Here is a 24,013-nt window from a genome sequence, read left to right on the forward strand (position 1 = left end):
AATCACAAATAAAATTTAGAACATTATGAATGAAATTTTAGGTTACATCGGTTTGGGCTTGATGTTTGCCTTGGCCGGTATCGGCAGTTGTTACGGTACGACTATTGCGGGAAATGCTGCCGAAGGGGCGTTGAAGAAGAATCCTTCCAAATCTTCCAGTTACATGATTTTGTCTGCCCTTCCGGCCACACAGGGATTGTATGGCTTTGTGGCTTTCCTGATGTCCATGGGGCGTGATTTTACGACGGAGGGACCGTTGATGTTAGGTATCGGTTTGGGAGTCGGTTTGGTATGTATGATTTCCGGCATCCGTCAGGGGCAGATTTGTGCGAACGGTATTGTGGGCATTGCTCAAGGACATGACGTGCAGACCAATACGATGATTTATGCCGCCCTTCCGGAATTTTATGCCATCTTGGCTTTGGTAGCAGCATTGATGGTGTAAATTAATAAGCATTTGATAAAGATTGTCAGGCCGCGTTCGTTGAGAACGCGGCCTGATGTCTTTTAGAACACTTCGAAAGCGGCGATACGGTTCCGGAGCCATGCTCGGGACGTAACGCTTGTCTGCTCTTGGATTCAAAACGTGTAAAACCAGATAGAATAGAAGGTGGAGGAAGTCAATTCAGCCACCTGCGGCAAACGAAAAATCAATCTCTTGAGATTGATTTTTCGTTTGCCGCAGATTGATTTTCGTTTTGGCGCACAATTTTTCCCTATTCTCAACTCGTTGTATACGAGTTGTTTATAAATCCCTTTTTCTGTCCTCCATTTACCGGATTGAATCGGTTTGGAAAATGGCCGGCATGTCCGGCTCGGTATGTTCATAGTCGTAGGGCGAGGGGGCTATGCCTCCGTCTCCGGGTCCCGAGGTACCGCTGTTGGTACGTATGCGCCCGTCGGCGATGGCGATGTCCCAGTCCGTGCGTGCAACGTAGGCCTGTTGGGCGAGGGTGTCGGTCACGGCACAGGTGCCTACCACGGTATGCGTCACCATCGAAAAGTAAGTCCATTGGCCCTTTACGTTGGGGATGACGGCCATGCGGTCTGCCGCAGGGCCGCCGGTGGCGAGGGGGTGCTCGGCGGAACAGGCTGCCGCGAGAAGGGAGAGGCACGCCAGGCGTGCGAGTTGTTTTTTCATTCGTTCTGTCTTTTTAAGTTATTCCGGTTATTCCGTTGTTCGGTAGCGCAGGGTGATGGTCTGGCTGCCGGTGTCGGGGTTGGCGAAGCGTATCTTGGCCTGCCGGCCTTCGGCCGTGCGCAGGAGGAAGGTACGGTCGGTCACGTTGCCTGCCTCGTCGGTGTAACGAAAGGCCGAGGCGGAGACGGGAGCGTCTTCTGCGGCTCGGATGCTGAAAGGATTGCTGCCGTCGCGCAGCTCCACTGGTAGAGTGCCACGGTAGGGGTATTCCACGGGCTGCGCCCCACGGTAGTCCACGATGGAGAGGGCCGTGACGCGCCCCGTGCCCTTCACCTTACCCCTGAAACCACGCAGGATATTGAGGTAGAATGTTTCGCCGCCGCGCCCTTCTTCCGTCATGTATTCGGTCAGGTCCAGGGCTATTTCGATATTTCCGGGCATGTATTGCCCCTGCATGGGGTAGTCTCCCCCTTGGTTGTAGAAAGCCCGGCAGGTGTGGTAGCCGATGATGCCCCGTTCGTCTACGTCGCTTTCCGTGGCCAGACCGAAAGAGAGGTCGTTGCGTGAAGAGAAGTCGAGCGCGAGGCGGAAGACTACGAGGGGGCGGTGGATGCGCACGCGGATGGCTTCCACCGTGCTGCCCAGTTGCTGTTCGGGCACGCGGGTATCACGGAAAAAGTCGTAGGGGAGATAGAAGCGTCCGCGGTCGTGGCTATGGGTGCCCCAGGAGTTGACCACGATGAAGGCTCCCGTGTGCGGTGTCCCCTGTGCGTCGGTGTAGACGACCGTGTCGTCGTATCCGGCTATGGTGAGGGCGTGTGCCCCGTCCGTGGCAAGGCCTTTGAGCAAGGAGCGGTAGCCGGTGAGCGAGGGACCCTGGTAGTCGTCGTCGATTTCCCATCCGCGGCTCATGGCCGAGAAGGTGAGTACACCGCCCACCGCGCTGCCGTCGCCGGCATCGTAGAGCCAGCGTTTCATCAGGGGGATACTGTCGGCAAACGTCAGCACCTCCTGCGTGCGGTATTGCAGGGCCTTGTAGTATTTGTCATATCCCGTGGCCCATTTGAATTGGTAGGTGCCGGAGATGCCGTAGTCCTGTTCGGTCATGATGCCGTAACGCTCAGACAGGTAGAGGCCCTGGTCTACAAAGTCGCCCTGGTCCTGTCCGTCATTGAGCAGGTTCCACGAAAACTGATAGCTGAAGCGATGGTCGGCAGAAGCATGTGCGTCGCGGTCGAGCAGGCGGTTGATTTCGTAAGTGAACATGTAACCTATGCCGGAAGCCTGGGCACAGGAACCGCCCATCTGGTCCAATATGGGCGGAAAGAATTTCCGTGTGGAATTGTCCACCGCAGGCGGTAACTGTACTTCTGCCCGGCTTTGCAGGCAGAAAGGTGTGCGCGGCAGGTGCATGTCGCTTCCGTCGGGGACTTGCGCCCATGCGCCTTGGGCGCATAGGTGCAAGGTTATGTATAAAAGAGGTATGAGTTTACTTTTCATGGATGCGGCGGTAGGTTTTCAGGGCTTCCTGTCGGACGGTATCGGGGAGCGATGCGTCTTCACTCATTTTCAAGGCTGTCGCCGCGATGTCGGCGGCATGGCAGGAAACGGTGTGCCATCCTAAGGCTTCGAGCAGCAAGATTTGAGTGTTCCCGTCTCCGCAGTCCTGCAGGTAAACCAACAACTCCGGAACTTTGTGGTGCGGCAAGGTGTTGCGCAGGGCACGGATGGTGAAGGTCCGGTCTTTTTCTGAGGCTTCGCCCTTTACCACCTTGTCGATGTCGGTGGTCAGACGGTCGGCACTGTGGGCTATGGTATTTCTGATTTTACCGCGGAGGTTGTTCTTGTCGAGGTATTGTACGGATGGCGCATCGAACTGCCGGTCGAATTCGGCGAGCAGGTCTTCTTTGGGGAAGCAGGCGAGAGCCGTCATGACATTAAAGTTGCAACGGTCGCTGGTATTATTGGCGATAGACAGCCGGATGAGGGCCGGAATAAGACGCCGGTCGCCGTTTTTGGCGATGAAGCGTATCGCTTGGCGCTGTACCAGTTCATAGGCATCCTGCGAGGCTTCCGTCACGGCTGTAATGAAATGGTCGTCGGGGGTGGCGGAGAGGGCCATCAGCGCTTCTAAGCGGACTACGCCGTAAGGAGATTCACGATAGATGCGGAGCAGGTCGGCCGACGAGAGCGCACCGGCTCTTCTCAACTGTTCGATGGCCAATGACTGCACGTCCGGCAAAGGGCTTTTCAACAGCTTTTTCCAAGAAGAAACCTTATTTTGCAACAGCAGGCCGTCCACATCCACACTTCCGGGTACGGGGGCAAAGCGGAACGTGGGATCGCCGATGACATGGGACTCCAGGAGATTGGAAAAGCGTACTACGTCTCCTACGCAACCGCCTTGGGCTGTCAGTCCGATGAAACGATCGTACCATTTGTCTTGCAAGGCATTGACCGTATTGGCTATGACAGCCACCGTAGAGCCTGGCTGGAAGATGTATTCGTTCGCTATGCAGTCATCCTGGTGGAAGGAGCCGCAGAAGCAGGCATCAATCACTACGACGGGTACATTGGGACGATAGCCGAATATTTTGAAATCCTCCAGATGCAGGTCTTCGTTAGCTACAAGAGTAGAGTCGGCAATGCGCAGGCTGTCGGCCAGCGGGTTGTCGCCGAGCCAGGTGGACGGCAGGTCGAAACGTTTCTCCAGTACCACGCGCAGGGAGTCGTAATTACGTCCTCTTTCGCGGGCTTCCTCCACGTGCATCCTCACGTTGCGGATGATAAACTCCTTAGCCTCGCGCACCGTACGGATGGGAGCCGTACCGTTCAGGTATTCCGTGTCGAAATAGCCGTGGTGGTGCAGGATGGCCAGGTCCAGGTCGGTACGCATCATTTCGTTCATCAGATGTTCTTTTACCGGATTGTGGTCGGTGTGGTCCATATAGCTGATGCGGTTGGTGCGTCCGGCCAATGAGGGAAAATGTTCGAAATAAGCCGCTTTCTCGTCCATGCGGGCGGTTTTGGATTCGGAGATATACCCGTGGCCGCTGAAGAAAAACAGTTGTCCGAGCGCCCGTTGTCTTTCTTTCTCCCTTACAGCCTTGGTCAGATATTCCCTGAGCTTCTGGTAGCGGGAGCTTTCGGGCGTGTCGGTAGGCCGGATACGTCCGCTGTACAAGTCCGGATAGATTTTCTGGCTGCTTTGGGGAGTGAGGGAATAATAAAAATAGGGCTTGTCTTCATCCTTACCCTGAAACTTGAATTGTAGGCCGAAGTCATCGTAGAACCGGTCTGAAGGGACAGACGACTCGCGGCGGTCATTCTTTTGGTTCATCTTAAAGGCACTGGTCAGGTGCTGTGCGTCGCGAACCATGACGATGGGGATGTCGCCCACGAAAACAGTCCCTACGATAGGTTCGGATTTCTGTTCGTGCAAATGTTTCAGGGTGGCACGGATGGAGTCGGGCACCTGCCACCGGTCGATGACCGTGTATACTTTAAGGCCATGCAGGCGCTCTATGGCGCGGGCATAAGCGTCTACTTCAGGCCGTGCTTCCTGATAACTCACCGAGTCGATGACGATGGCAAATCCGTTACGTGCCGCAATTTGAACCGTAAAAGCCAGACAAGTAAGGACGGATAATAATAGTTTTTTCATTATGTTTCTTGTTCTATGAGGGTTATTTCAATCGTTTGTAGGTTTTCAGAGCTTCTTGGCGCACTTGTTCCGAGTGGGAAGTGTCTTTCATGAGTTTTTCCACTACGGGGAGTACCTGTGCCGAAGTATAGGCCTGGCGGTGCCATCCCAAAGCCTCGAGCAACGGTAACAGCAGTTCGTCGTCTTTTAGCGTGGCGGTATAACCGGCTACTTGGGGCAAGAGGTAAGGCGGGCAATAGATTCGCATGAAATTGATTTGTGTCAAAGCACGTTTGTGCGACATTTCTCCTTTACACAGCTTTTCAATCTCTTCGTCCCATCTTCCGGCATAGTTTTCGGCGTTTTTCAATACGCCTTTGGCATAGGTTTCGGGTTGGACCACGTAGGGAGCCACTTGCCGGAGTCTGTCCTCTACGGCGGGGAGCAGATTCTGTCGGGAAAAGAACTGTGCGCCTTGCAGGGCATTGAATGCCACTCGCGCCGATGTATTTACGTCGCAGAGTTTCCCGGCCAACGTATTTGCCAGACGAGGATCACCGTTTTTGATAAGCGCATTGACTGCAAAACGCTGCAGCAATTCGAAATTGTCGTATGCTGCGTTTTCAATGGCAGAGACAAAGTCGTCGGAATGCCGTTGTTGGAGGAGCAAGAACGCTTCCAGGCGGACACTTTCGTAGGGTGACGTTTTCAGATATTCCAACAGGTGTTGGTCGGAGAGTTCCTTGCTTTCTTGCAACTGGTGCAAGGCCAATGCCTGTATATCCGGATGGGGACTGTGGCGGAGCAACCTTTTCCAATCTTTCTGCTTGCCGGAACTGATGAGGTCATTAAGAGAGTGATCTTGTTCCGGAAAGAATGCAAAAGTCGGGTCGCCTACCACGTGCATTTCCAAATCGGGATTGAGTTGGTTCAGGAATCCTATCATAACACCCTGTTCCAGCAGACCGGCAAAGCGGTCCGGCCACTTGTCCTGAAGTACGTTGACAGAACCTCCCAGTCCGCAGATTGTCTTTCCCGGTTGGAATATGTATTCGTTGGCAATGCAGTTCTCACGATGCCAGGAACCGTTGTAACAGGCGTCCCAGAAGGCTACTCTGCAATTCGGCCGGAAAGCGTAGCGGGCGAAATCAGACAACACAATGTTGGTCATGGCGCTTTCCAAAGAGTCGTCCTTTGCCAAAGCGCTGTCGTCCAGCTCTGCCATCCAAGCATCGGGCAACTGGTCGCGGCTTTGTAAATTTCGTCTGATACTGTCCGTATCGTATCCGAAATGCCAGGCACGGTTCAGGGAGGAGCGGTAGCAATGCAGCAAGTACTCACGTGCTTCTTCCGCAGTTGAGGGTTTGGGCCAAGCACTGAGGTACTGTGTGTCGTAATCGCCATGATGGTGCATGAAAGCCACGCTCAGATCCGGCGACATGAGCGCGTTCATCAATTTTTGTTTGATGAGTTTCTCGTCGGAATAGTCCATGTAGCGGTAGGCATTGGGACGGTGTGCGAGCGAAGGGAAGTGGGCATGCATGGAAGCCATTTCGTCAATATGGGCCGTTTTGGATTCTGACAGACTGCCGCTGCCTGTATAGACAAAGACGGACATCATACGTTCGGGATGCAATTTTGCTTCCGTTGCTTTCTGCAAGTAAGCTTTGAGCTTGGTATAACGTGAACCGGGTGTATCGCCGTCGGTGGGACGGATGCGTCCGGAAAACAAATCGGGGTGTACTTGCTGACTTCCCCGTGCCGATAATGAATAGTAATAATATGGAGCTGTACTGTCGCGTTTCAGAAAGTCGAATTGCAACGAGAAGTCGTCATAATAACGGTCTGACGGGACAGAGGATTCTTGCCAAGGCATTTTTTGGCTCATCTTGAACGCACTGCAAAGATGCTGTGCGTCGCGAATCATGGGAATGGGGATGTCACCGATAAAAACGGCGCCTATGATGGCTTCGTGAGGCTGGGCGTGCAGACCTTTGAGAGTAGCACGGATAGAATCCGGTACCCCCCACCGGTCGACTACAGTATAGACTTTGAAATGTTGTTTGGATTCCAATGCCCGGATGTATTCAGCCAGTTCGTGTTGAGCCTGTTGGTAGCTGATGGAGTCGATGACGACGGCAAAGCCTTTTCGTTCGGCGTGCAGTGTAGGGCAAAAGAAGAGCACGCACCACAGGCTGATAATAGAGTAGATGTTTCTTTTTCTCATAAAACTAATCCTTAAAATTGCAAATATACTCCTGCGGTAGAAAGCGAACGGTTCGTACCGTCGAAAGTATCATCATATTCATTCTTGTCCGTATAGAACTTGAAATCCGTGGATATATAAATGCCTAAAGTTATTTTCTTAGGAAGGGGGATAGCTACTTGTGCCAAAGCCCCTATCAAGGCGTGTCCGGAAGTGGCATACTCGAATTGGGGACGGGTGTATACGGCAGAAATGTCTTCATCGGCCGTTCTGGTGTTTCCATTGCCGTAAGTGCGGCTCAACGGTATACGGTAACCGCCATGGACAGACAAGTCCAAACCTGCGGATTTGATGTTCAGGAACTTGCCTGCAGACAGTTGTGTGGTTAGTAAGGTAGATGTTTGTTTGGCTTTTCCGGTGGACAACTGGTGATTGTAGGCAGATGATGTGAATGCGGCCAAAGCGTCTACGAAGAAATCCTGCTTGTCATCTTTCAATCGTTCGAAGCGATATTCCAGTCCGGCGGTCATTCGCTGGTCGTCCTGAATTTTATATTTGCTGAGCGTCTCGTAATATACCAGATTTCCGTGTTCGGTGTCTGTCATCATTTTCTGGTCCCGCCATATACCTTTTCCGGAATGGTAGGATGCCGTCAATACCAGATGGTGACGTGTCTGACGGTGAGGGGAGAGAAGGAAACGGTTCTGAAGCATCCATTCATCCGAAGTGTAGTCTCCTCCGTAAAATTTATAGGAAGAACCTCCGTCTGTAGCTTCTTCCGAAACATGCGTATAACGGACTTCCGTGAAATTCCCGTATTTTTTGTGTTCCGGTTCCCATACAAGTTGCAAGGCACCGGTATAATTCAGTCCCTTATATGCGCGTTGGTAGCCCGACACGTCGTTCGACGAGATTCGGTAATAGTCCCCCATACCTTTCATCAGGAAATAGCGGTGGCTGTTGAGTGGATTGACCAACGTATAGGCGATGTCCGAATTATAAAAGGAAATGCCGGCCGTAGCACCCAGTGCCCATTGGGAACTCAACCGATGCTCTGCTCCTACGTAAATAGGCAGGACGGTGGTATTGGTTTTGGGGCGAGGGTCTGTCTGGTCGGACAGGCTTCCTAATGTCAATCCGATAGAGATTCCCCCTTTCCAGGATTCATTCCATGCATAAGAGGCCGTCATGCCCATTTCAAAAGATTCCGTGGTAGCGTCGCTTGCCACTGAATCGCAAAGCACAAATGGGTTATCGGGGTTGAGAAAAAGGGTGGAGTTCCACTTCTTGTCTTTCTCTTGTAAATTGCGGTAACTGATGAAGCCCGACACGTCTACCTTGCCCAGATTTTTAATTCCCCCCATATAAAACTTGAGGTGATTCGATAGTCTGCCTTCATCCACCGGTCGGTAACTTCCACGTCCAATCGTATAGTCCAGTTTGGCCACACCCTTGTTTTTGTAGGAATTGAAAGAGATGCGCGAGGGGTTCAGGCTGGTATACCGGATATTGTCCGACACATTAGCCGAACTTTCATTCCATTCGCTTCGGCACTCTTCTAAAGATTGCGCATGCATTTGGACAAGAGAACCCAAACTCAACGACAGTAACAGGACGTAACGTTTCATTTTCTTTTCGGATTAAAACAGGGATGGGATTCGCTCCCGTCCCTGTCAGTTTTCATAATTATTCATCAACACTTGTAGGAGTCTCACCCGGAGTCAACGGCTGGTCGCGCAGGAAATCGGCGGCAGAATTGTTGGTGTCCTGATAGTAAGGCCGTCCGTTTTCGATTTTAGTCACTTTCCGGCGGATACATTTTGCCGAATACATCGGGTTACCTTTCACACCGGTGGCATCATCTTGCGGCAAGAATGTGGGGTAGTGGCTCTCGGTTTCCGGATCGTATATGTCTACTGCGTCAAGCACATATTTGCTGGGGATGACTAGATAGCTCATAGAAGTGGAAGAGGTTCCCGGTTCGTACATTACGCTCGACTCCAATGCCGCATAAGCTTCCGGTGTCATGCCTTCCGGTAACTTGGCCAGTACGTAAGACCGTCCCGATACGCCCAGACCGAAGGCAAACATATACTGGTTGTTGTAGAAGATTGTTTTCAAGTTGGGAGCAGCGTAATCTACGTCATTGGCATTATAGTCCAGATAAATTTCCCAATCGGCATTGCTCAAGTCTGGACAGCTTGCGTAGTCTGCCGCTTGCGACGCATCCTCGCCGTATGCCAGTTTGTGGTTCGTGGCATCGTTGGCAATCAGGACGCTCTCACCCGGCTGGAGGGGATAGTCGTGCCCGTTTCCGGGGAATGCCACTACGGAACCTTGTCCGCAGGCGTAGAGGTCTTCGTAACCGTTGGCCTGCCATGCATTCGCTGTTTGTTGGTTGCCGGTAGGTGCGGTCAGGATGAGATTGTCCAGATACTGTACTTCGTCTGAGTTGTTGACGATTTCGAAATAACTCTCGTGCATGTAATATTGTTTACTGCCAGAGTTATGAATCGTTTTGAAAATCAAGGAAGACTGCATGACTTTCTGTAGATTGACCGTCACCGGGGTATTGGCATAAAGGTCCACTGACGTGCTGCCGCTGAGGTAGGCCTTGGCTTCATCGGCTACCTTGCCGGAGACCGTCACTTTGTACTGTCCCTGCGGAAGTTCTATCTCTTTCGGGTTAGCGTCCAAGGACAACGTGTCGTTTTTGGCAGTCGAACCCAAAATGAGCTTAAGCTCTTCCACGTTAGACGCTTCCACGTCCGACGGAAGGGAATAGCTGACCGTCAGTTTGTAACTCTTCATACCCTCGTCGTTATCTTCGCTACAAGACACGAAGGCAAGGCCGCATACGGCCATCATGGCTATGACGCCATTTTTAAGAAACTTCTTTCTCATGTTTTCTGTTTGTTAAATGTTTATATATAGGTGTGTTCTCAAAGTTTCAGCTTCAGTTCCGCTCCGAAGTACATGTCCGGGTATAGTTGCGTTTTGGCCAGGCTGTGCGGATTGGTGTGCCACTTCTTGGTATTGGTGAAGTTGTTGGCGATGACGGACAGTTCGGCCACACGGCCTATTTCTTTGGTAAAACGGAAGCTCAGCAACGCCCAAGGCTTGATGACATCCTTTTCGTACAAGTAAGGTTGTGTGCGGTACATGATGCGCGACTTGTCCGCGTCGTCGGCATCGGCCTGGCTCCACGCCGTGTAGTGGCCCTGTTTGTCGTAGTATCCCACGGGGTCGACTACCAAGTAATCCTTGTCTTCGTAAGACTTGAGATAGTAGCGGCTGTTTCCGTTCTCGTCTTCGTAGATGGTTTGGGTGCTTTCGTACCATACGACCTGTACCGATGTGGTGAATACCATTTTGATGGCCGGGATGTGGGTGATGAGCCGGAACGTGGAATTGAACCGGTCTCGCAGGTTCCCTCCGCCCGAAGGGAGCACGCCTACGTAGTCGAACGAAGAATTGATATAGTTCAGGGGCATGTTCTCATTTTTGCGCTTGATATGGAACCATGCCCCGCTGATGTTCAGCGAGGTGTGCAAGGGCTTGATTTCACCGAAGTCCAGTCCGTACTCGATGCCGTGCTTGTGCGTGGTCGTGCTGTTGGCCGCCCGGCTCCAGGTGTACATTTCGGTGGTCTTCGTCCGCAGGGCTGTATGCTCCGTCCCATCCACGCGGTAAGTCACGTCGCCGCTTGCGGCATCGAATACGGGGTCGGTTGCCGTGGCCGGCACGGTGTACTTGTCATAGTTTTGCCAGATGAGTTGCGACGTAAAGCCCAGTTCGTGCCGGTGGAATTCATGGAAGAAGGTGGCAAAACCCTTTATCCTGTTGATGCGGAAAGACAGGCCCGCTTCCCATTTCGTGGAGCGTGCAGGACGCAGGTCGGGGTTAGCCGTATTCTTTACTACGTCCGTCGTGATCAATCCCAAACGGTCCTTTGTTTCCGTCCCGTATTTAGACAGGCTGGCATTGTCGAAATAGGCATAGTCGGGATAGAGGTACATCAGTGTGGGCATCTTGTTGGAGATGCCGAAACCTCCGGTCAGGGCCAGCAGGTCGAAAACAGGATTGTTCCGGCTGTCCAACAGGTTTAGCGTGGCGTTGACACGAGGCTCGGCTACGAGGAAGTGGCTGATACCTCCGCTTTGTTTCCGGTCTACAAACATGTTGCTGACGCGTACTCCGGCTTCCAGCATAAGCCCCATGGAGCCCAACCCCTTACGCAGACGGCTGCTGGCAAAACCCGACAAGGTGCTTTGGGCAGGTATGTCCTTGTAGCTCCGTGGACGGAGAGTCTGTGCCCCTTGAGCTTGCGGTGGGTTATTTTCGTCGTAAGTGAATCCTTCACCCCGGTTGGCATCGTAAGTGTATTCTGCGCCGAGTTTCAGGTTGGCATAGTCGTTTTCCGAGATTTGCAAGTATTTGTTTGCCACAGCTTGGGCATACAGGTTGACGGGGATGCCCTCGATGCGGTAAGCCGATGTGTACCCCACATTACGTATCTGAGCTACGTGTACACCCGGTTCGCGGGCTGTCGTGACCAGTCCGTCGGGATTGTTCACCCAATTGTCGTGGCTGTCTACCGTGCGTGACATTTGAGCTGAGAGATTATAGTCCAGCGAAGAGAGAAAGCCTCCGGCAGGCTTGTAACGCCCACTCACGGAAAGCCGTCCGCCCACGTTGGTGTTTTTGTAATGTATTTGTTGTTCCTCGAACTGGGGATCGTCTTTACGGTTGTTCACGTTAGAGTAAAAGGCTCCTTTTACGTTAAGGGAAAGCGGCCCGAATTGGGCGGAGTATCCGGCTGAGGCCGTAATGCGGTCGTATCCCATGTAGTGCTTGCGCGTATCGGCCCACGACTGCGACCAGTCTACGCTGAAGTTTGCAGCTCCGCCCCTTTTGAGGTTGAATCCCTTGCCGGCGAAGACTTGTTTGGAGTTTGGGTCCGTTTGGAACTTGGCTTCCCAAGGCGTGTGTCCCGCCTTGGTTTTGACTACCACTACGCCCGACGTCAGATTACCGTATTCCACAGAGGGGATACCGCGTATCACCTCCATTGATTCTATATTTCCGGCACTGACGGTGCGTAGGTCCACGCCTCTTCCGGCTGTCGTCTGTTCGCTCATCCCGTCGCTTTGCATGCCGGAATTGGCGCCGAATTTGCTGGGCGATACCACTTGCAGGTTCGATTCGTTGCTTAAAGGGGTGCCGTCTACTACCACCAAGGTGCCTAAGGCATTGTTGTCGTCATCTTCTATTTCGCGTATGTGTGCCTGCCCCAGATTGTTCAAATTCGGATTTTCAATCAGGTTGCCCGGTACGAGCTGCAACAAATCGTTCAGGCTTTTGGGTTGTACGTGGCGTATGGCGTCCTCTCCGATAAGCGATTTAGAACCCATTTGTTCTTGCCGTGCCGTCACTGTTACATTCTTAAGGTTGAGGCTCAGCTCTTTGAGTGTGACATCCAGTCTTGTTTTTGAGGATTGGATATGCACCGTGCCCATCACCGTTTCATAACCTACAAAAGAAACACGGTACTGGTAGGTACCTTCTTTCAGTCGGGTCAGCTTATAGTGTCCGTTCCGGTCGGTATGGGAACCTATGACGTTGTTTAGGCTTACCGTAGCTAACTCTATAGGTTTTCCCTTTATGTCGCGCACGGTTCCTTCCAATATATTTGAAGCATTTTGAGCAAAAGACGGGAGAGAGAAGAAAAAGAGTAGGATGATGCCGAGAATGGGATTTTTTCCTTGTAACATGACGTTTAATTTTTGAGGTTACAAAATTATCCCATTCGAGAATGTTCGTCAATACTTAAATATCGGTATATTTTGTTGTGTATCGGGGGGATTGTTCGGATATAAGTCATTCCGTTACGCAGGAATAACTTATAATAAGTATATTTGCTAAATATCTTTAAACGGGAGTCCGTTAAGGCCGAAGGAAATCTTCAGCCAAAGACACGGCATGTCGGAAAGCCGTATCCTGTCCCGGTACGGTGATGAACAGATGGACAGTGCCTGGCAATACTTCACGGTGCGCTGTCACGCCGAGGCGTTTCACGTGGTCGGTGAATTCTTTCCCTTGGTCGCATAAGATGTCGCGTTCGGCAGCCACGAGAAGCAGTCGGGGCAGACGTGAGAGCAGGCTGTCCGGGCAAAGGGAGGGAGATATGAAAGGATGTTTGGCCTGACCGCGCGTGTAGGCTTGATTGAAGGCCTCCATCAACGAACCGTCTAATGCCGCTCCCTTTTGATAGGTTTTCCAAGAAGGCGATGCATCGTTCCAAGCAGATACCACCGGGTAGAAAAGCAGGAGAGAGCGAAGAGGCGGCATCCCGTTTTGCAGGTTATGCAGACAGACGGACAAAGCTAAGTTGCCTCCCGAACTGTCTCCCCCGACGGAAATGAGTTCCGGTGAGCTGCCCCATTCCAAAGCTTTTTTGCGAGCCAATTTTACGGCACGTATACAGTCCTCCAGTCCGTCCGGAAACGGATGTTCGGGAGCCAGACGATAGTCTACTGCCAACACGATGACATTGCCTGTGGCGGCTAATGTCTGGCAAAACCGGGCGCAACTGTTAATGCTTCCGAATGTCCATCCTCCTCCATGCAGGTAAATGAGAAGAGGCAGAGGACTTTGATTCTTTTTTACGGGAGTGTACAGGCGCAGAGCCGGAGTGATATAGATGGCATTCACGTCGGTTGGTAAAGGAGTAGGAATATTACGTGATGCCCGGATACGAGTGAGGGGTACGGTGTCGCCTTGTATGGCTTGCAGTATGGCTTGGGTCTGTTGTTCCTGTAACCCGTCGGGCATGGCCGACAAGAACCGGTCGGCTTCGCGACGGAACGCATCACGGTCTTTTTCTATGGAGCTTTGGCCGTAAACAGTAGGTAAAGTACCTAACAGACTAAAGCATATCAGAAGTATAGTTCTCATTTTTTGTTTTGAACGACTTGTTACTATTTATCGTATAAAATAAAAATCGCAACCATTCCTTTGCCGGATGATTGCGATTTTTTTCGTACTCGAAGCGGGACTTGAACCCGCACAGCCGTAATGGCCAAGGGATTTTAAGTCCCTCGTGTCTACCGATTCCACCATTCGAGCAACCTTGGAGCGGAAAACGAGACTCGAACTCGCGACCCCGACCTTGGCAAGGTCGTGCTCTACCAACTGAGCTATTTCCGCAGGGGACTTGTGTATTACGGCTGCAAAGATAGCGTATTTCGGGGTTTACACCAAATTTTTCTTTTATTTTTTATCGGTTGTTGATGACCATCGTGTTACCGGAATACGTGATGCGATAACGGAACAGGCTTACCCCTTCCTCACCGATACTGATTTGTCCCTGATTGTTCAGGTTGTAAGTTCGGCCGCAGGATACGCATGCGGCATAACCGCCTTCTTTCAGTTGCAGGGCGCGGGATATATTGTAGGCGGAATAACAGTTGGGGCAGGCCAAATCGTAGCAGACGGGCAGGGAAGTCGTGCTGCCCAGTTCGGGGATGTTGGGCAGGCCGGCAATAAAACCGGCGATACCCATTTGAATGGAAGAGTTGCCGGCAATGGCAGTGGCATTGACCGGAGTGGTGTGTCCGCTTTCGTCTGTGAACAGGAAACGGTCGCGGTCGCGGCGGATGGTCGTATAGACTCCCAAACTGTTCAAGGCCGCGTTGAGTTGCGGTACAGTATTGACGTTTTTGTACACGAAATAGGCCGGATAGTTGGAGTAGGTGTTTTGTACGTCCTCCTTGCAGGCCGTGAGGCATAGCAATGCCGTGAATATAAAAAAACTCCGTATTCTTTTCATATCAAAGAAACGGAGTTTTTTGCCTTTTATTGTGGTATTTCTTATCTTCCGAGCAGACGGTTTTCCGCTTCACGGGTGCGGGCGAAGTTAAAACCGCTCCACACTTGTTCCATCAGCTCATGTATCTTGTCGTTGCATAAGTTGCCGATACTTCCTTCGTGGGTATGGTGCACGCGTTTGTCGGGGGTAAAGTTTCCGGCTTCGATGTCCAGTCCCACTTTCTTGTAAGCATCGCGGAACGGCATGCCGCCCGTGGCCAACCGGTTCACCTCTTCCACGCTGAACATGTTGTCGTATTTCGGGTCGTCAAGGATATGCTCGTTCACTTGTATCTTATTGATAATGTAGGCCGTCATGCGCAGGCAGTCCTTCAGTTCTTCGAAAGCGGGCAGGAAGACTTCCTTGATGATTTGCAGGTCGCGGAAGTAGCCGCACGGCAGATTGTTCATAATGAGTATAATCTGTTGGGGCAGTGCCTGGATTTTATTGCATTTGGCACGCGTCAGTTCGAATACGTCCGGGTTTTTCTTGTGCGGCATGATGCTCGACCCCGTGGTGCAGTTGTCCGGCAGCTTGACGAAACCGAAGTTTTGCGAGTTGAACAGGCAGGCATCGAAAGCCAGTTTGCTCAGCGTCCCGGCGATGCCTGCAAGGGCGAAGGCCACGTTGCGTTCCATCTTTCCGCGTCCCATCTGGGCGTAGACTACGTTGTAGTTCATCGAATCGAATCCGAGGAGTTCGGTGGTCAGCGTACGGTTGAGGGGGAACGATGAACCGTAACCGGCGGCAGAACCGAGCGGGTTGCGGTTGGTCATCTTGTAGGCGGCCTGAAGGAAAAGCAGGTCGTCCACCAGACTTTCCGCGTAGGCCCCGAACCATAATCCGAAACTGGAAGGCATGGCCACCTGAAGGTGGGTGTATCCCGGCATGAGCACCCCTTTGTAGCGTTCGCTTTGGGCTTGCAGTTCTTCGAACAGCACTCTGACTTCTTCTGCGATGTCCTGAAGTTGCGCGCGGGTGAACAGTTTCAGGTCCACCAATACCTGGTCGTTGCGCGACCGGCCGCTATGAATCTTTTTCCCCATGTCGCCCAGTTTACGGGTGAGGAGCAGTTCCACTTGCGAGTGCACGTCTTCCACGCCCTCTTCGATGATGAAGCGTCCGGCTTCGATGTCGGCATGGATACGGCGCAGTTCTTCCAGCAGCACCGGCAGCTCGTCCTTGCCGAGCAGTCCGATGGATTCCAGCATGGTGATGTGCGCCATGGAACCCAGTACGTCGTACCGGGCCAGATACAAATCAAGTTCACGGTCGCGGCCGACCGTGAACTTTTCTATTTCTTGATTGACTTCCGTGTTTTTTTCCCAAAGTTTGCTTGCCATATTGTCTTTGTGTGATTAAGCTCCGTATGGAATCATGGCCAACATGTCCGCCAGTTTCTCTACACCCTCTTTCAGCGGTTTGGCCACCATACCTTTGATGAACGGGTTGAGGTCGGCTCCTACCGTCAGTTTCATCTTGCATGCCGTTTCGGAAGTGGGCAACAGTTGAATCCACAGGTTGAGATGGATGGGGGAATTGACCGTTTCAAATTTGATACATTTCGGTTCCTCACGCTCGATGATGCGCAACGAAACCTCTCCCAACGGGGAAATGTTGCAACTCACGGAGTCCGTGTCGAATGTCATTTCCTGGATACGTTCGTTCAGTTGGTTCAACTTGTCTTCCGGCACCTGGCCCGACATCATGGCACGTACCGACGGGTCGTTGAACCGTTCCTTGATGACGGCCAGATTGTTCAAGTCGGCCAATTTGGCATAGACGCACGACTGCGCGTAGGGAATAGGCTTGACGTTGCTTTCAAATTGTTGTTTTGACATTTTTCCGTTTTCCTGTTGATGAGACGATTAACCGTTCCAATGGGCCGGGTCTTTTCTCCATTCGTTGAGTACTTCCACGTCGCTGGGGTCGATATAGCCGATGCGTACGGCCTCTGCGACTACGGCTTCATAATTAGTCAGGGTGATCAGTTTTACGTTAGCTGCTTTGAAAGCCTGGGCGGCCACGTCGAACCCGTAAGTGTAAGCTGCCACCATGCCGCTCACTTCGCAACCGTTGTTGCGGATGGCTTCTACGGCTTTCAGGCTGCTTCCGCCGGTAGAAATCAGGTCTTCTACGACAACGACCTTCATGCCCGGACGAAGTTCGCCTTCAATCAGGTTTTCCAGACCATGGTCTTTGGGTTTGGAGCGTACGTAAACGAACGGAAGGTTCAGCAAATCGGCTACCAATGCGCCTTGCGGGATGGCTCCTGTGGCCACGCCGGCGATAGCGTCGGCTTCGGGGAAACGCTCGGCAATGAGGCGTCCTATCTCGATTTTTACGAAATTGCGCAATTCCGGGTAAGACAATGTTTTGCGATTGTCGCAATAAAATGGGGATTTCCATCCGGAAGCCCATGTGAAAGGATTGGTCGGCTGAAGTTTGATGGCTTTGACCTTAAGCAACTTAGCTGCGAAAATCTTCTCTAATGTTTCCATAACTGTCCTAAGTTTATAATTCGTGCTGCAAAGATAGTGAAAGGTGAGCGCAGAGACAAATGAAAAGCGAAGTTTTTCAAGTTTGGCTATGCCGAGCCGCATCCTATTTTCGCGATAGCAAAGATAGTGAAAAGGGATGACTATTCGGGGGAAAGAGAACTTTTTTCAATGTATAGATTCACGTCTGGCTCAGACCGTTCTATGGCTTTTGGGCGCTCATGCGGAGACACTTGCCTCTCCGTGAAGGACTGGTGAAGGCTGTGAGGAAGAAAGTTCACCGTAATGGATTGAACCACAGTTTGTATGAAGGATGTGAACCCTTTTTGCGTTCAAATTCATTGTATGGGTGGTGGAGCTGGCACACGGCATTAAATCGTTTGCAGCAGCACGCAAAATCGTTCTCAGCAGAATGAAAAATCATTCTCAGCCGAACGATTTTTCGTTTGGCGCAGAAAATTCGGGGCTTTTCTGGTATACAAAAATCCCTTGCCGTCCTGGGCACGAGGCTGCGGGAGGCAAGGGAGATGAGCAGGCAAAGTGTCATTTTTTGATGAACTTGCGTGTTACGGTTTGTCCGTTGGTTACAACCTTTAGCAGGTAAACGCCCGAGGGGAAACTGTGGCATGGGATACGGATGTCCGTTTCCCATGTTTGTTCCGCATGTTTGCACCGTCCATCCAATCCGATGACGTAAATCTGTTTCTCACTGTGGGCCGGCATGTGGCAGGCATGAAGGTTTTCGGTCACGATGGCCGGATAGATGTGGATGGTGTTTTCGCGGGAAGAGCGGATGTCGCTTCCGGGGAATCCCACGGCGTGGAACGCACGGGTATCCCGTATCCCGGGATAGGCCACTGATTTTACCTCAATCGTGCCCTTGCCGTTTTGGGTGGCATGGAGGTACGTGTGCCCGGAAGCATCCTCTTCGATATAAGCGAATTCGCTGCCTTCGATAATGTTCCAGACGACTTGCGGGTTTGTGGCCTCTTCCGGGTAAACCTTTGCCGCCAGTTCTATGCGTTGCATTCCGGTGGCATTGTCGATATAGAGTTCGTCTTCGGGGTAGATGCGGATGCTTTCGACCGGAACGGGGAAAGATGCTTTTTCCACCGTCAAGTCCTGATGCAGTTGTGAGCCGTCGATGGTCGTGGCGCGTACGATAATCTGCCCGGCCTGAGTCCCGTGGGCGACCAACAGTCCTTGTGGGGTGACATAGGCCAGTTCTTCGCCCTGTATAATCGTCCAGTTCACGTTCTTGCACGAGGCGTTCGCCGGGTAGATGTGGGCATACAGGTGCAGGCAGGCTTGTTGTTCGTTCAATATGGCATCTTTTTCCAAATGTGTGACGGCCAGTTCTTCGGCCAACCGCAAGTTTTGGGCTTGCGCTGCGCTAGCTGTGTTCGATTGGGCAGAAGCCATGGCGAGACTGCGCTTCATCGGTTGCCATTCATCTTCGTAATAAGCACTATACGCTATGGCATAGTAAACCACGCCTTCTGGAGCTGTGAGGTCGGTGTACGACTGGGTGCTGCCGGAAACGGTAGATATTTCGGTTAACGTTTCGGGCGAGGTGCCTCTCAGGATGCGGTAATGGTCTATGTCGCGTCCGGAGTAAGCATTCCACATCAGGTTCCAACTGCCGTTCATGCCTTTGTTGATGGTCAGGTGGACGCTTTGGTGGGGCGTACCGCTTTCCGTCGGTATGCCGAAACTGGTGTTCAGGCAGATACGGTAGCGCGAAGTGGTGACGGCCGGGTTGGAGGCCATGTCGGTGAACCCCTCGTCTGACGGTTGTGCTTCGCCAATCAAGTCGAATTGGTTGTAGTGGCTGCCCTCTTTATAGATGCAGACCGTGGAAATGTAATCCGGAAGGTTCCTGAACTTCCAGTTAATCCGGTTTTTCCCGGTCGTGGGGTCTACCGTGACCAAGGCGATCTGCGGGGCTTCCATTCCTTCGAGCACATCGATGGTACGTTCTTGGTAGATGTTTCCGCAACCATCGTCTTCCACGGTCATGCGCACGGTATAATGTCCGGTATGCGTGAATGTGGTCCGTACCTCTTTCGTGTTTTCTTTCCGTTCAAAACTGATGCCATAGTGCCCGGGAGTATAAAAGTCATCGTCGTCTTGTGACTTGACGGTGAAACTTACGCTCCGGTTGGCCATGAAGATGTCGTCCGATATTTCAAAGTTGGTTTTCGTGTGAGCCAACGTGATTCTGGGCAGGGTGAATGTGGCATCCAACGGCGGATTGACATAGGTGGACACTTCGCTGCTGATGCCGTCCACGGTTACGGTAAGGGTCTTTTGTCCGGCTGTGCTCCACACCACTTCGTACGTGTGGTCATCGCTGTGGTCCAGCACGGTGGCATCGGCTCCGAAGTCCACTTGTATCTGTCGTCCTTCCGTGCCGACATACCGTATAGTGGCCGATTTGTCACGACAGATGCGTGGCGGCAAGGACAATAACGGTTTAGGGAGGATTTCCACCGCCAAGGGGGTGGTGAAATCCGAGGTGGCGAACCATCTGTCTATGCTTTGCATCTGAATCTCATATTTGCCTACCGGTAGTGCGGATACGGGGATGCGGATTTGCGTTCCCGTCAGTTCCTGCAAGGGTGAGGGCAGAGGGGCGGCCTCGTTACTTAGCCCGTTCAACGAGGAGATGATGAATGCTCCTTCTCCGGAAGCCCCTTGTTTTTTCACGCTCAGGTTATAACGCATCTGGTAGGCTGGGGTTTCGGCGTCTTCAGCAGCGTTCCAGGATATGGTGAGATACCCGTCTTTGTCCTGCGTGGCGTGCAAGCCTTGCGGAGCGTGCGGTGGCGTATTGGAAATGCGGCTGTTGGCTGTGCTCATGTCGTCGCCGGCGTTGTTCAGAAACAGCGGCTTTCCGTTGGCATCTTTTCCAAATAGCATATAGGAACCGTTGTCGTCATCGGTGGTTTGCAACTCAAACTTTCCTCCTCCGTAATTGTACAGCCAACTGTTCAAGTACGTGCCGACCAAATCAAGGTATCCGTTGTTGTCCAGGTCGTAGAAGATAAGGTCTTTGGCTACTCCCACGGGGCCTTCCACTACTATGGGATTTTCATAGTCAATCTGTCCGTTTCGACTGAGGTAAATGTGATAGAACCGGTTATCGCCACTATATTCCTCATCTATGATGATGTCTTTGACGCCATCGTTGTTCAAGTCGGCAAATGTCGGAATTGTCTGAAGATTGCTGTAATCAACGGTGATGTCGGTGTCTATCCTTTGGAACTTGAAGTTGCCTTGGTTGATGAACAACATCCATTTGCGGGCGTAAAGGTGTCCGTTTTCGTCCCACTGTTTGCTCCAACCGGCCATGTCCATCAGATTGTCCCCGTTGATGTCGGCATATACGAAATCCTCATCAAATTCATGGGCAGACCAATTGTCGCTCGGGAAAAAGCCTATGTTGTCGATAGGATGAGCCACGAACGTGCGCCAGTCGCCTGTATTCTCATAGATGGTATCGTTTTGGTCGGTATATCCGGATGAGTTCCGCCAATGGTAGTCGGGCAAGCCATCGTTGTTGAAATCATAGATGGGGTATTTCCAACTGACACTCCCGTGATAGCCTATTTGGGGTACGAATGCTTCGCCTACGGCGTGGGTTACGGTGAAGCGCCTATTGCCTTGGTTGAGCATCAGGTTGTCTTTGTATTTTTCATTTTCCGGGTTCATGCCACCGATGAAGTCTATCAACCCGTCGCGGTTGTAATCCCATGCAAAGTTCAGTCCGATACTCAGGTTCGTGTTGTAAATGCCCGGTGCTTTTTCGAAATCCTGTTCTTCCGTGGGTTGGTATACGCCGTCCGTGGCGAGCAGTTCGGGTTGTCCGTCGAGGTCGATGTCGGCTATTTGTTGTATATAGCCGTTGTTCATGGACAACGTCCTTTTGTCGAACCGGACGGCACTGACATGCAGGTCGTCTGTCCGGGGAGTGCTGGTATTGCCTTCCGCGTCGGTCACGCTCAGTGTGATGTGTTTTTGTTCCGGTTGGTCGAACACGACTTTTAGGATGCTTCCCGAAGCCTCGGAAGAGATGATGGTGCCACCGTCCAAATCCCAGTTATAATGAAGCGAGGGGTCGGCCGGGCCGTCATAACCCATGATGGCCGTGTCGGCAGTCGTGATGTCCTTGTCCGCGATGTAGAATGGGGCATGCGCCACTTCATGCCGGTAGACGGCGGCATCCGACCACGCGCTGCCTTTTCCCATGGCATCGATGGTTTGCACGGCGATGTAGTAGTCCCCTTTTCGCCAACCGGACACGTTGAGCGTCTTGTCCAAGTTGTACTCCATATTGCCCGGCATCAGGTTCAGGCGGTGTCCCTGTTCGTCGGCGCAGGCATAAAAGATGTCCCCTTTGCCCGGGGCGGTACCGATGCGCAGGGCGTAGGTCAGGTCGGCGGTTGGAGTCAGGTCATCCTTTCCTGGTTGCCAGTTGATTTGCAGCATTCCGGATGCGGCATCGGACACGAGGGTCGGCATGTCCGGTTTCTCCGGGGATTGGTTGGCGGCTGTAGCTTCCTGCTTAAAAGAATAAAGGAAGCTGTTTGAGGCAGTAGGAAGCTTGTCCGAGGTGCGTTCAAAGTACATGCTATGGACCAGGATGTCGCAGAAACCGTCATTGTCGAAATCGCCGGCGTAAGCTTCGGCATCGCCATTCAATTCTTCCGAAGATTCATACTGCACGATTTGGGTGGGTATCAATGCGTCCGGCATTTCTTTGAAAAGCATGTCCTTGCTTCCTTTCAGCCAATAAAGGTCGCATTCCCATCCATTCCAGACTTTGCGGTCCGCATTCTTTTCCAAGGCCAATATGTCGTAACATCCGTCGTTGTCTACGTCGGCGCATCCGATGAAAAACAGTTGGCGGTGGAAGGTATTGTCTTCGTTGATGGTGAAATTTCCTTTTCCGTCGTTAATGGCCATTACCAGGTAGCAATATTCTCCCGTGGCTGACGAATGGCTGAAAGGCAACAGTACGTCCACATAGCCGTCGGCATTGAAGTCATAGAAATGAATGCGTTTGTCCATGGCCAGGTTGCTCATCAACGTTTGCCTTTTGATGCTCCCGTCTTTTTGGAACACCATGCTTTCCACCGTCTGGGTTTCTTCATCATAACAGATGTAGTCCATGATAAAGTCTCCGTTCAAGTCACGTGGGTATAGCCTGCCGTTTTGTGGTGCCAGAAGAAAACGGTTGTTGCCCCGGTTGAGCAATAAGGTGCCGGTGGATTCGTCAATCAGGTCTGCGTGTCCGTCCTTGTTGAAGTCCATGCTATAGAATTCCCGGTTACTGGAGAAGGTAGCGACGTGGGCTGACGGGGAGCCTCCGATAGCTACGCCCACATCGCCGCCCAAGTTGCCCAGGCCTATGCCTGAGGAGGAGGGTTGTGATTCCCAACGGTTATATACCAATGTGTCTTCTTCTGATGAAATAGGTATGATTTCGATGGGGCTGAAACTGCCGTCGGCAGCTTGGCGGTATATTTTACGGTTGTCGTGCATCAGGTCGATGCGCCCGTCGTTGTTGTAGTCGCAGGGATAGGGTGCCTCGCTGACATTATCGGGAATTTGCCATGAAGCGTCCTGTTCGGAGAGGGCGATGATTCCGCCCTCCAAATAGCGGATGTCCGGGAATGCATCGTTGTTCAGGTTGCACAGCCGGGCATGTTTCCCGTTTTCGGGTATGGAGTATTGTTCCATAGGCATTAGTCCCGGATATTGGTAAGAATGGAAACGGAAATCCGTTCCTAAAAATTCCATCTTGCCGTCACCGTTGATGTCATAGATGTTGCTCATGGCTTCGATGGGGTGGGTCGTGTTTGTCGGTAGGATAATATGGCTGATTTGTACATTGGCGGTGGTGCCTTCCACATGTTGGGCTGTCAGATACACATTATTCCAACCTTCCTGGATTCGTCCTCCGTGTTGGGTGTCGCTGCCTGTGCCATCTTGGTTAATCGGATAGAACAGTGAAATCTTGTCCTTTTGGGTATCGATGCCACTGGCATGAAAGTATACGGTGGCATCTCCGTGATCATCCGGGGCATAGAACGAACCGACTTTAATGGTGGCTATTTCGCCTTTTTGGGCTGTGCCGGTCAGGGTATACACTCCGTTTTGTTCTACCCAACGATAGCTGTCGTCTTGTGCTTGGGCTGCCGTAACTCCCCAAAGGCCACAGAGTACAAGGAATAAGACACGGGATAGCACATGGAGAGTGCCATTGGATGTGAGAGGGGGTGCGCCGGAGAAGGCATCATGATAATGTTTTTCCATATTTATACTTTTTGTGCCTTATGCAACCCCGGAGCGGCGTTTAATCAAGGAATCGTCGGCCATATATAAAAAAGCGTGGGTCGCTGTACCTGTCGCTCGTCCCACTCTTCAAGGCGTCTCGCATTGCCCATTTCGTCAAGGACGAGCAACGCAGAAGCCCACGCAGAATATGTGTACAATCCGTCCCTTTGTATCCGTGCTTACGAACGGATACAACGAGGACTGTATGAATACATATCCCAATGGGCATCTATCGTTGCTTTGTCATTCGACGAAATTCCAAGTTTGCGAGACTTTGAAGAGTCAAAAGAACAAAGCGTCTGATAAACGCCTT

General features: G+C 51.9%; 14 protein-coding genes and 2 tRNA genes. 1 reads left to right on the plus strand and 15 read right to left on the minus strand.

Going from position 1 to position 24,013, the window contains the following annotated elements; translation table 11 throughout:
• The first annotated feature begins 25 nt into the window (after positions 1–25).
• Complete coding sequence (locus HMPREF9441_RS04090; protein WP_008618333.1) at positions 26–445, plus strand: ATPase; 420 nt, start codon at positions 26–28, stop codon at positions 443–445.
• Positions 446–772: 327 nt separating this feature from the next.
• Here the strand turns inward: HMPREF9441_RS04090 and HMPREF9441_RS04095 are convergent, their stop codons facing one another.
• The 15 genes from HMPREF9441_RS04095 to HMPREF9441_RS04165 all read right to left on the minus strand — a co-directional run bounded on the left by HMPREF9441_RS04095 (position 773) and on the right by HMPREF9441_RS04165 (position 23,679).
• Positions 773–1,141 (minus strand): HmuY family protein, encoded by a 369-nt coding sequence (locus HMPREF9441_RS04095; RefSeq protein WP_008618335.1) that lies wholly within the window; start codon positions 1,139–1,141, stop codon positions 773–775.
• 27 nt (positions 1,142–1,168) lie between these two features.
• Entirely contained in the window at positions 1,169–2,641 is a 1,473-nt protein-coding gene (locus HMPREF9441_RS04100) for a C1 family peptidase (protein WP_008618336.1), read from the minus strand.
• On the minus strand, positions 2,631–4,805 hold the full coding sequence (locus HMPREF9441_RS04105) for a HEAT repeat domain-containing protein (protein ID WP_008618346.1): 2,175 nt from the start codon (positions 4,803–4,805) through the stop codon (positions 2,631–2,633). Before HMPREF9441_RS04105 ends, HMPREF9441_RS04100 begins: the two co-directional genes overlap by 11 nt.
• A gap of 22 nt (positions 4,806–4,827) precedes the next feature.
• The gene (locus HMPREF9441_RS04110) at positions 4,828–7,011 is read right to left on the minus strand and encodes a HEAT repeat domain-containing protein (RefSeq protein ID WP_008618348.1); all 2,184 of its coding nucleotides are present in this window, start codon (positions 7,009–7,011) and stop codon (positions 4,828–4,830) included.
• A gap of 11 nt (positions 7,012–7,022) precedes the next feature.
• The gene (locus HMPREF9441_RS04115) at positions 7,023–8,618 is read right to left on the minus strand and encodes a DUF6850 family outer membrane beta-barrel protein (RefSeq protein WP_008618350.1); all 1,596 of its coding nucleotides are present in this window, start codon (positions 8,616–8,618) and stop codon (positions 7,023–7,025) included.
• A gap of 58 nt (positions 8,619–8,676) precedes the next feature.
• The gene (locus tag HMPREF9441_RS04120; RefSeq protein ID WP_008618352.1) at positions 8,677–9,894 is read right to left on the minus strand and encodes a DUF4876 domain-containing protein; all 1,218 of its coding nucleotides are present in this window, start codon (positions 9,892–9,894) and stop codon (positions 8,677–8,679) included.
• A gap of 38 nt (positions 9,895–9,932) precedes the next feature.
• Entirely contained in the window at positions 9,933–12,764 is a 2,832-nt protein-coding gene (locus HMPREF9441_RS04125; protein WP_008618353.1) for a TonB-dependent receptor, read from the minus strand.
• 172 nt (positions 12,765–12,936) lie between these two features.
• Complete coding sequence (locus HMPREF9441_RS04130) at positions 12,937–13,947, minus strand: alpha/beta hydrolase (protein WP_008618354.1); 1,011 nt, start codon at positions 13,945–13,947, stop codon at positions 12,937–12,939.
• Between the two features lie 86 nt (positions 13,948–14,033).
• Positions 14,034–14,118 (minus strand) — tRNA-Leu (locus HMPREF9441_RS04135).
• 5 nt (positions 14,119–14,123) lie between these two features.
• A tRNA-Gly gene (locus HMPREF9441_RS04140) sits at positions 14,124–14,199 on the minus strand.
• A 70-nt stretch (positions 14,200–14,269) separates the two neighbouring features.
• A complete protein-coding gene (locus tag HMPREF9441_RS18565; protein WP_050806172.1) occupies positions 14,270–14,821 on the minus strand; it encodes a hypothetical protein in 552 nt (183 codons plus the stop codon).
• Between the two features lie 41 nt (positions 14,822–14,862).
• Entirely contained in the window at positions 14,863–16,203 is a 1,341-nt protein-coding gene (argH, locus tag HMPREF9441_RS04150; RefSeq protein WP_008618356.1) for an argininosuccinate lyase, read from the minus strand.
• A 15-nt stretch (positions 16,204–16,218) separates the two neighbouring features.
• Positions 16,219–16,701 carry a hypothetical protein gene (locus HMPREF9441_RS04155; RefSeq protein ID WP_008618357.1) on the minus strand — a complete coding sequence of 161 codons (483 nt, stop codon included), beginning with the start codon at positions 16,699–16,701 and terminating at the stop codon, positions 16,219–16,221.
• 27 nt (positions 16,702–16,728) lie between these two features.
• On the minus strand, positions 16,729–17,361 hold the full coding sequence (pyrE, locus tag HMPREF9441_RS04160) for an orotate phosphoribosyltransferase (protein ID WP_021980741.1): 633 nt from the start codon (positions 17,359–17,361) through the stop codon (positions 16,729–16,731).
• 540 nt (positions 17,362–17,901) lie between these two features.
• Positions 17,902–23,679, minus strand: coding sequence for a T9SS type A sorting domain-containing protein (locus tag HMPREF9441_RS04165; protein ID WP_008618361.1), 5,778 nt, complete (start codon positions 23,677–23,679; stop codon positions 17,902–17,904).
• Between the last annotated feature and the right edge of the window lie 334 nt (positions 23,680–24,013).

It is taken from the genome of Paraprevotella clara YIT 11840 (assembly GCF_000233955.1).
GTDB classification, from domain to species: domain Bacteria; phylum Bacteroidota; class Bacteroidia; order Bacteroidales; family Bacteroidaceae; genus Paraprevotella; species Paraprevotella clara.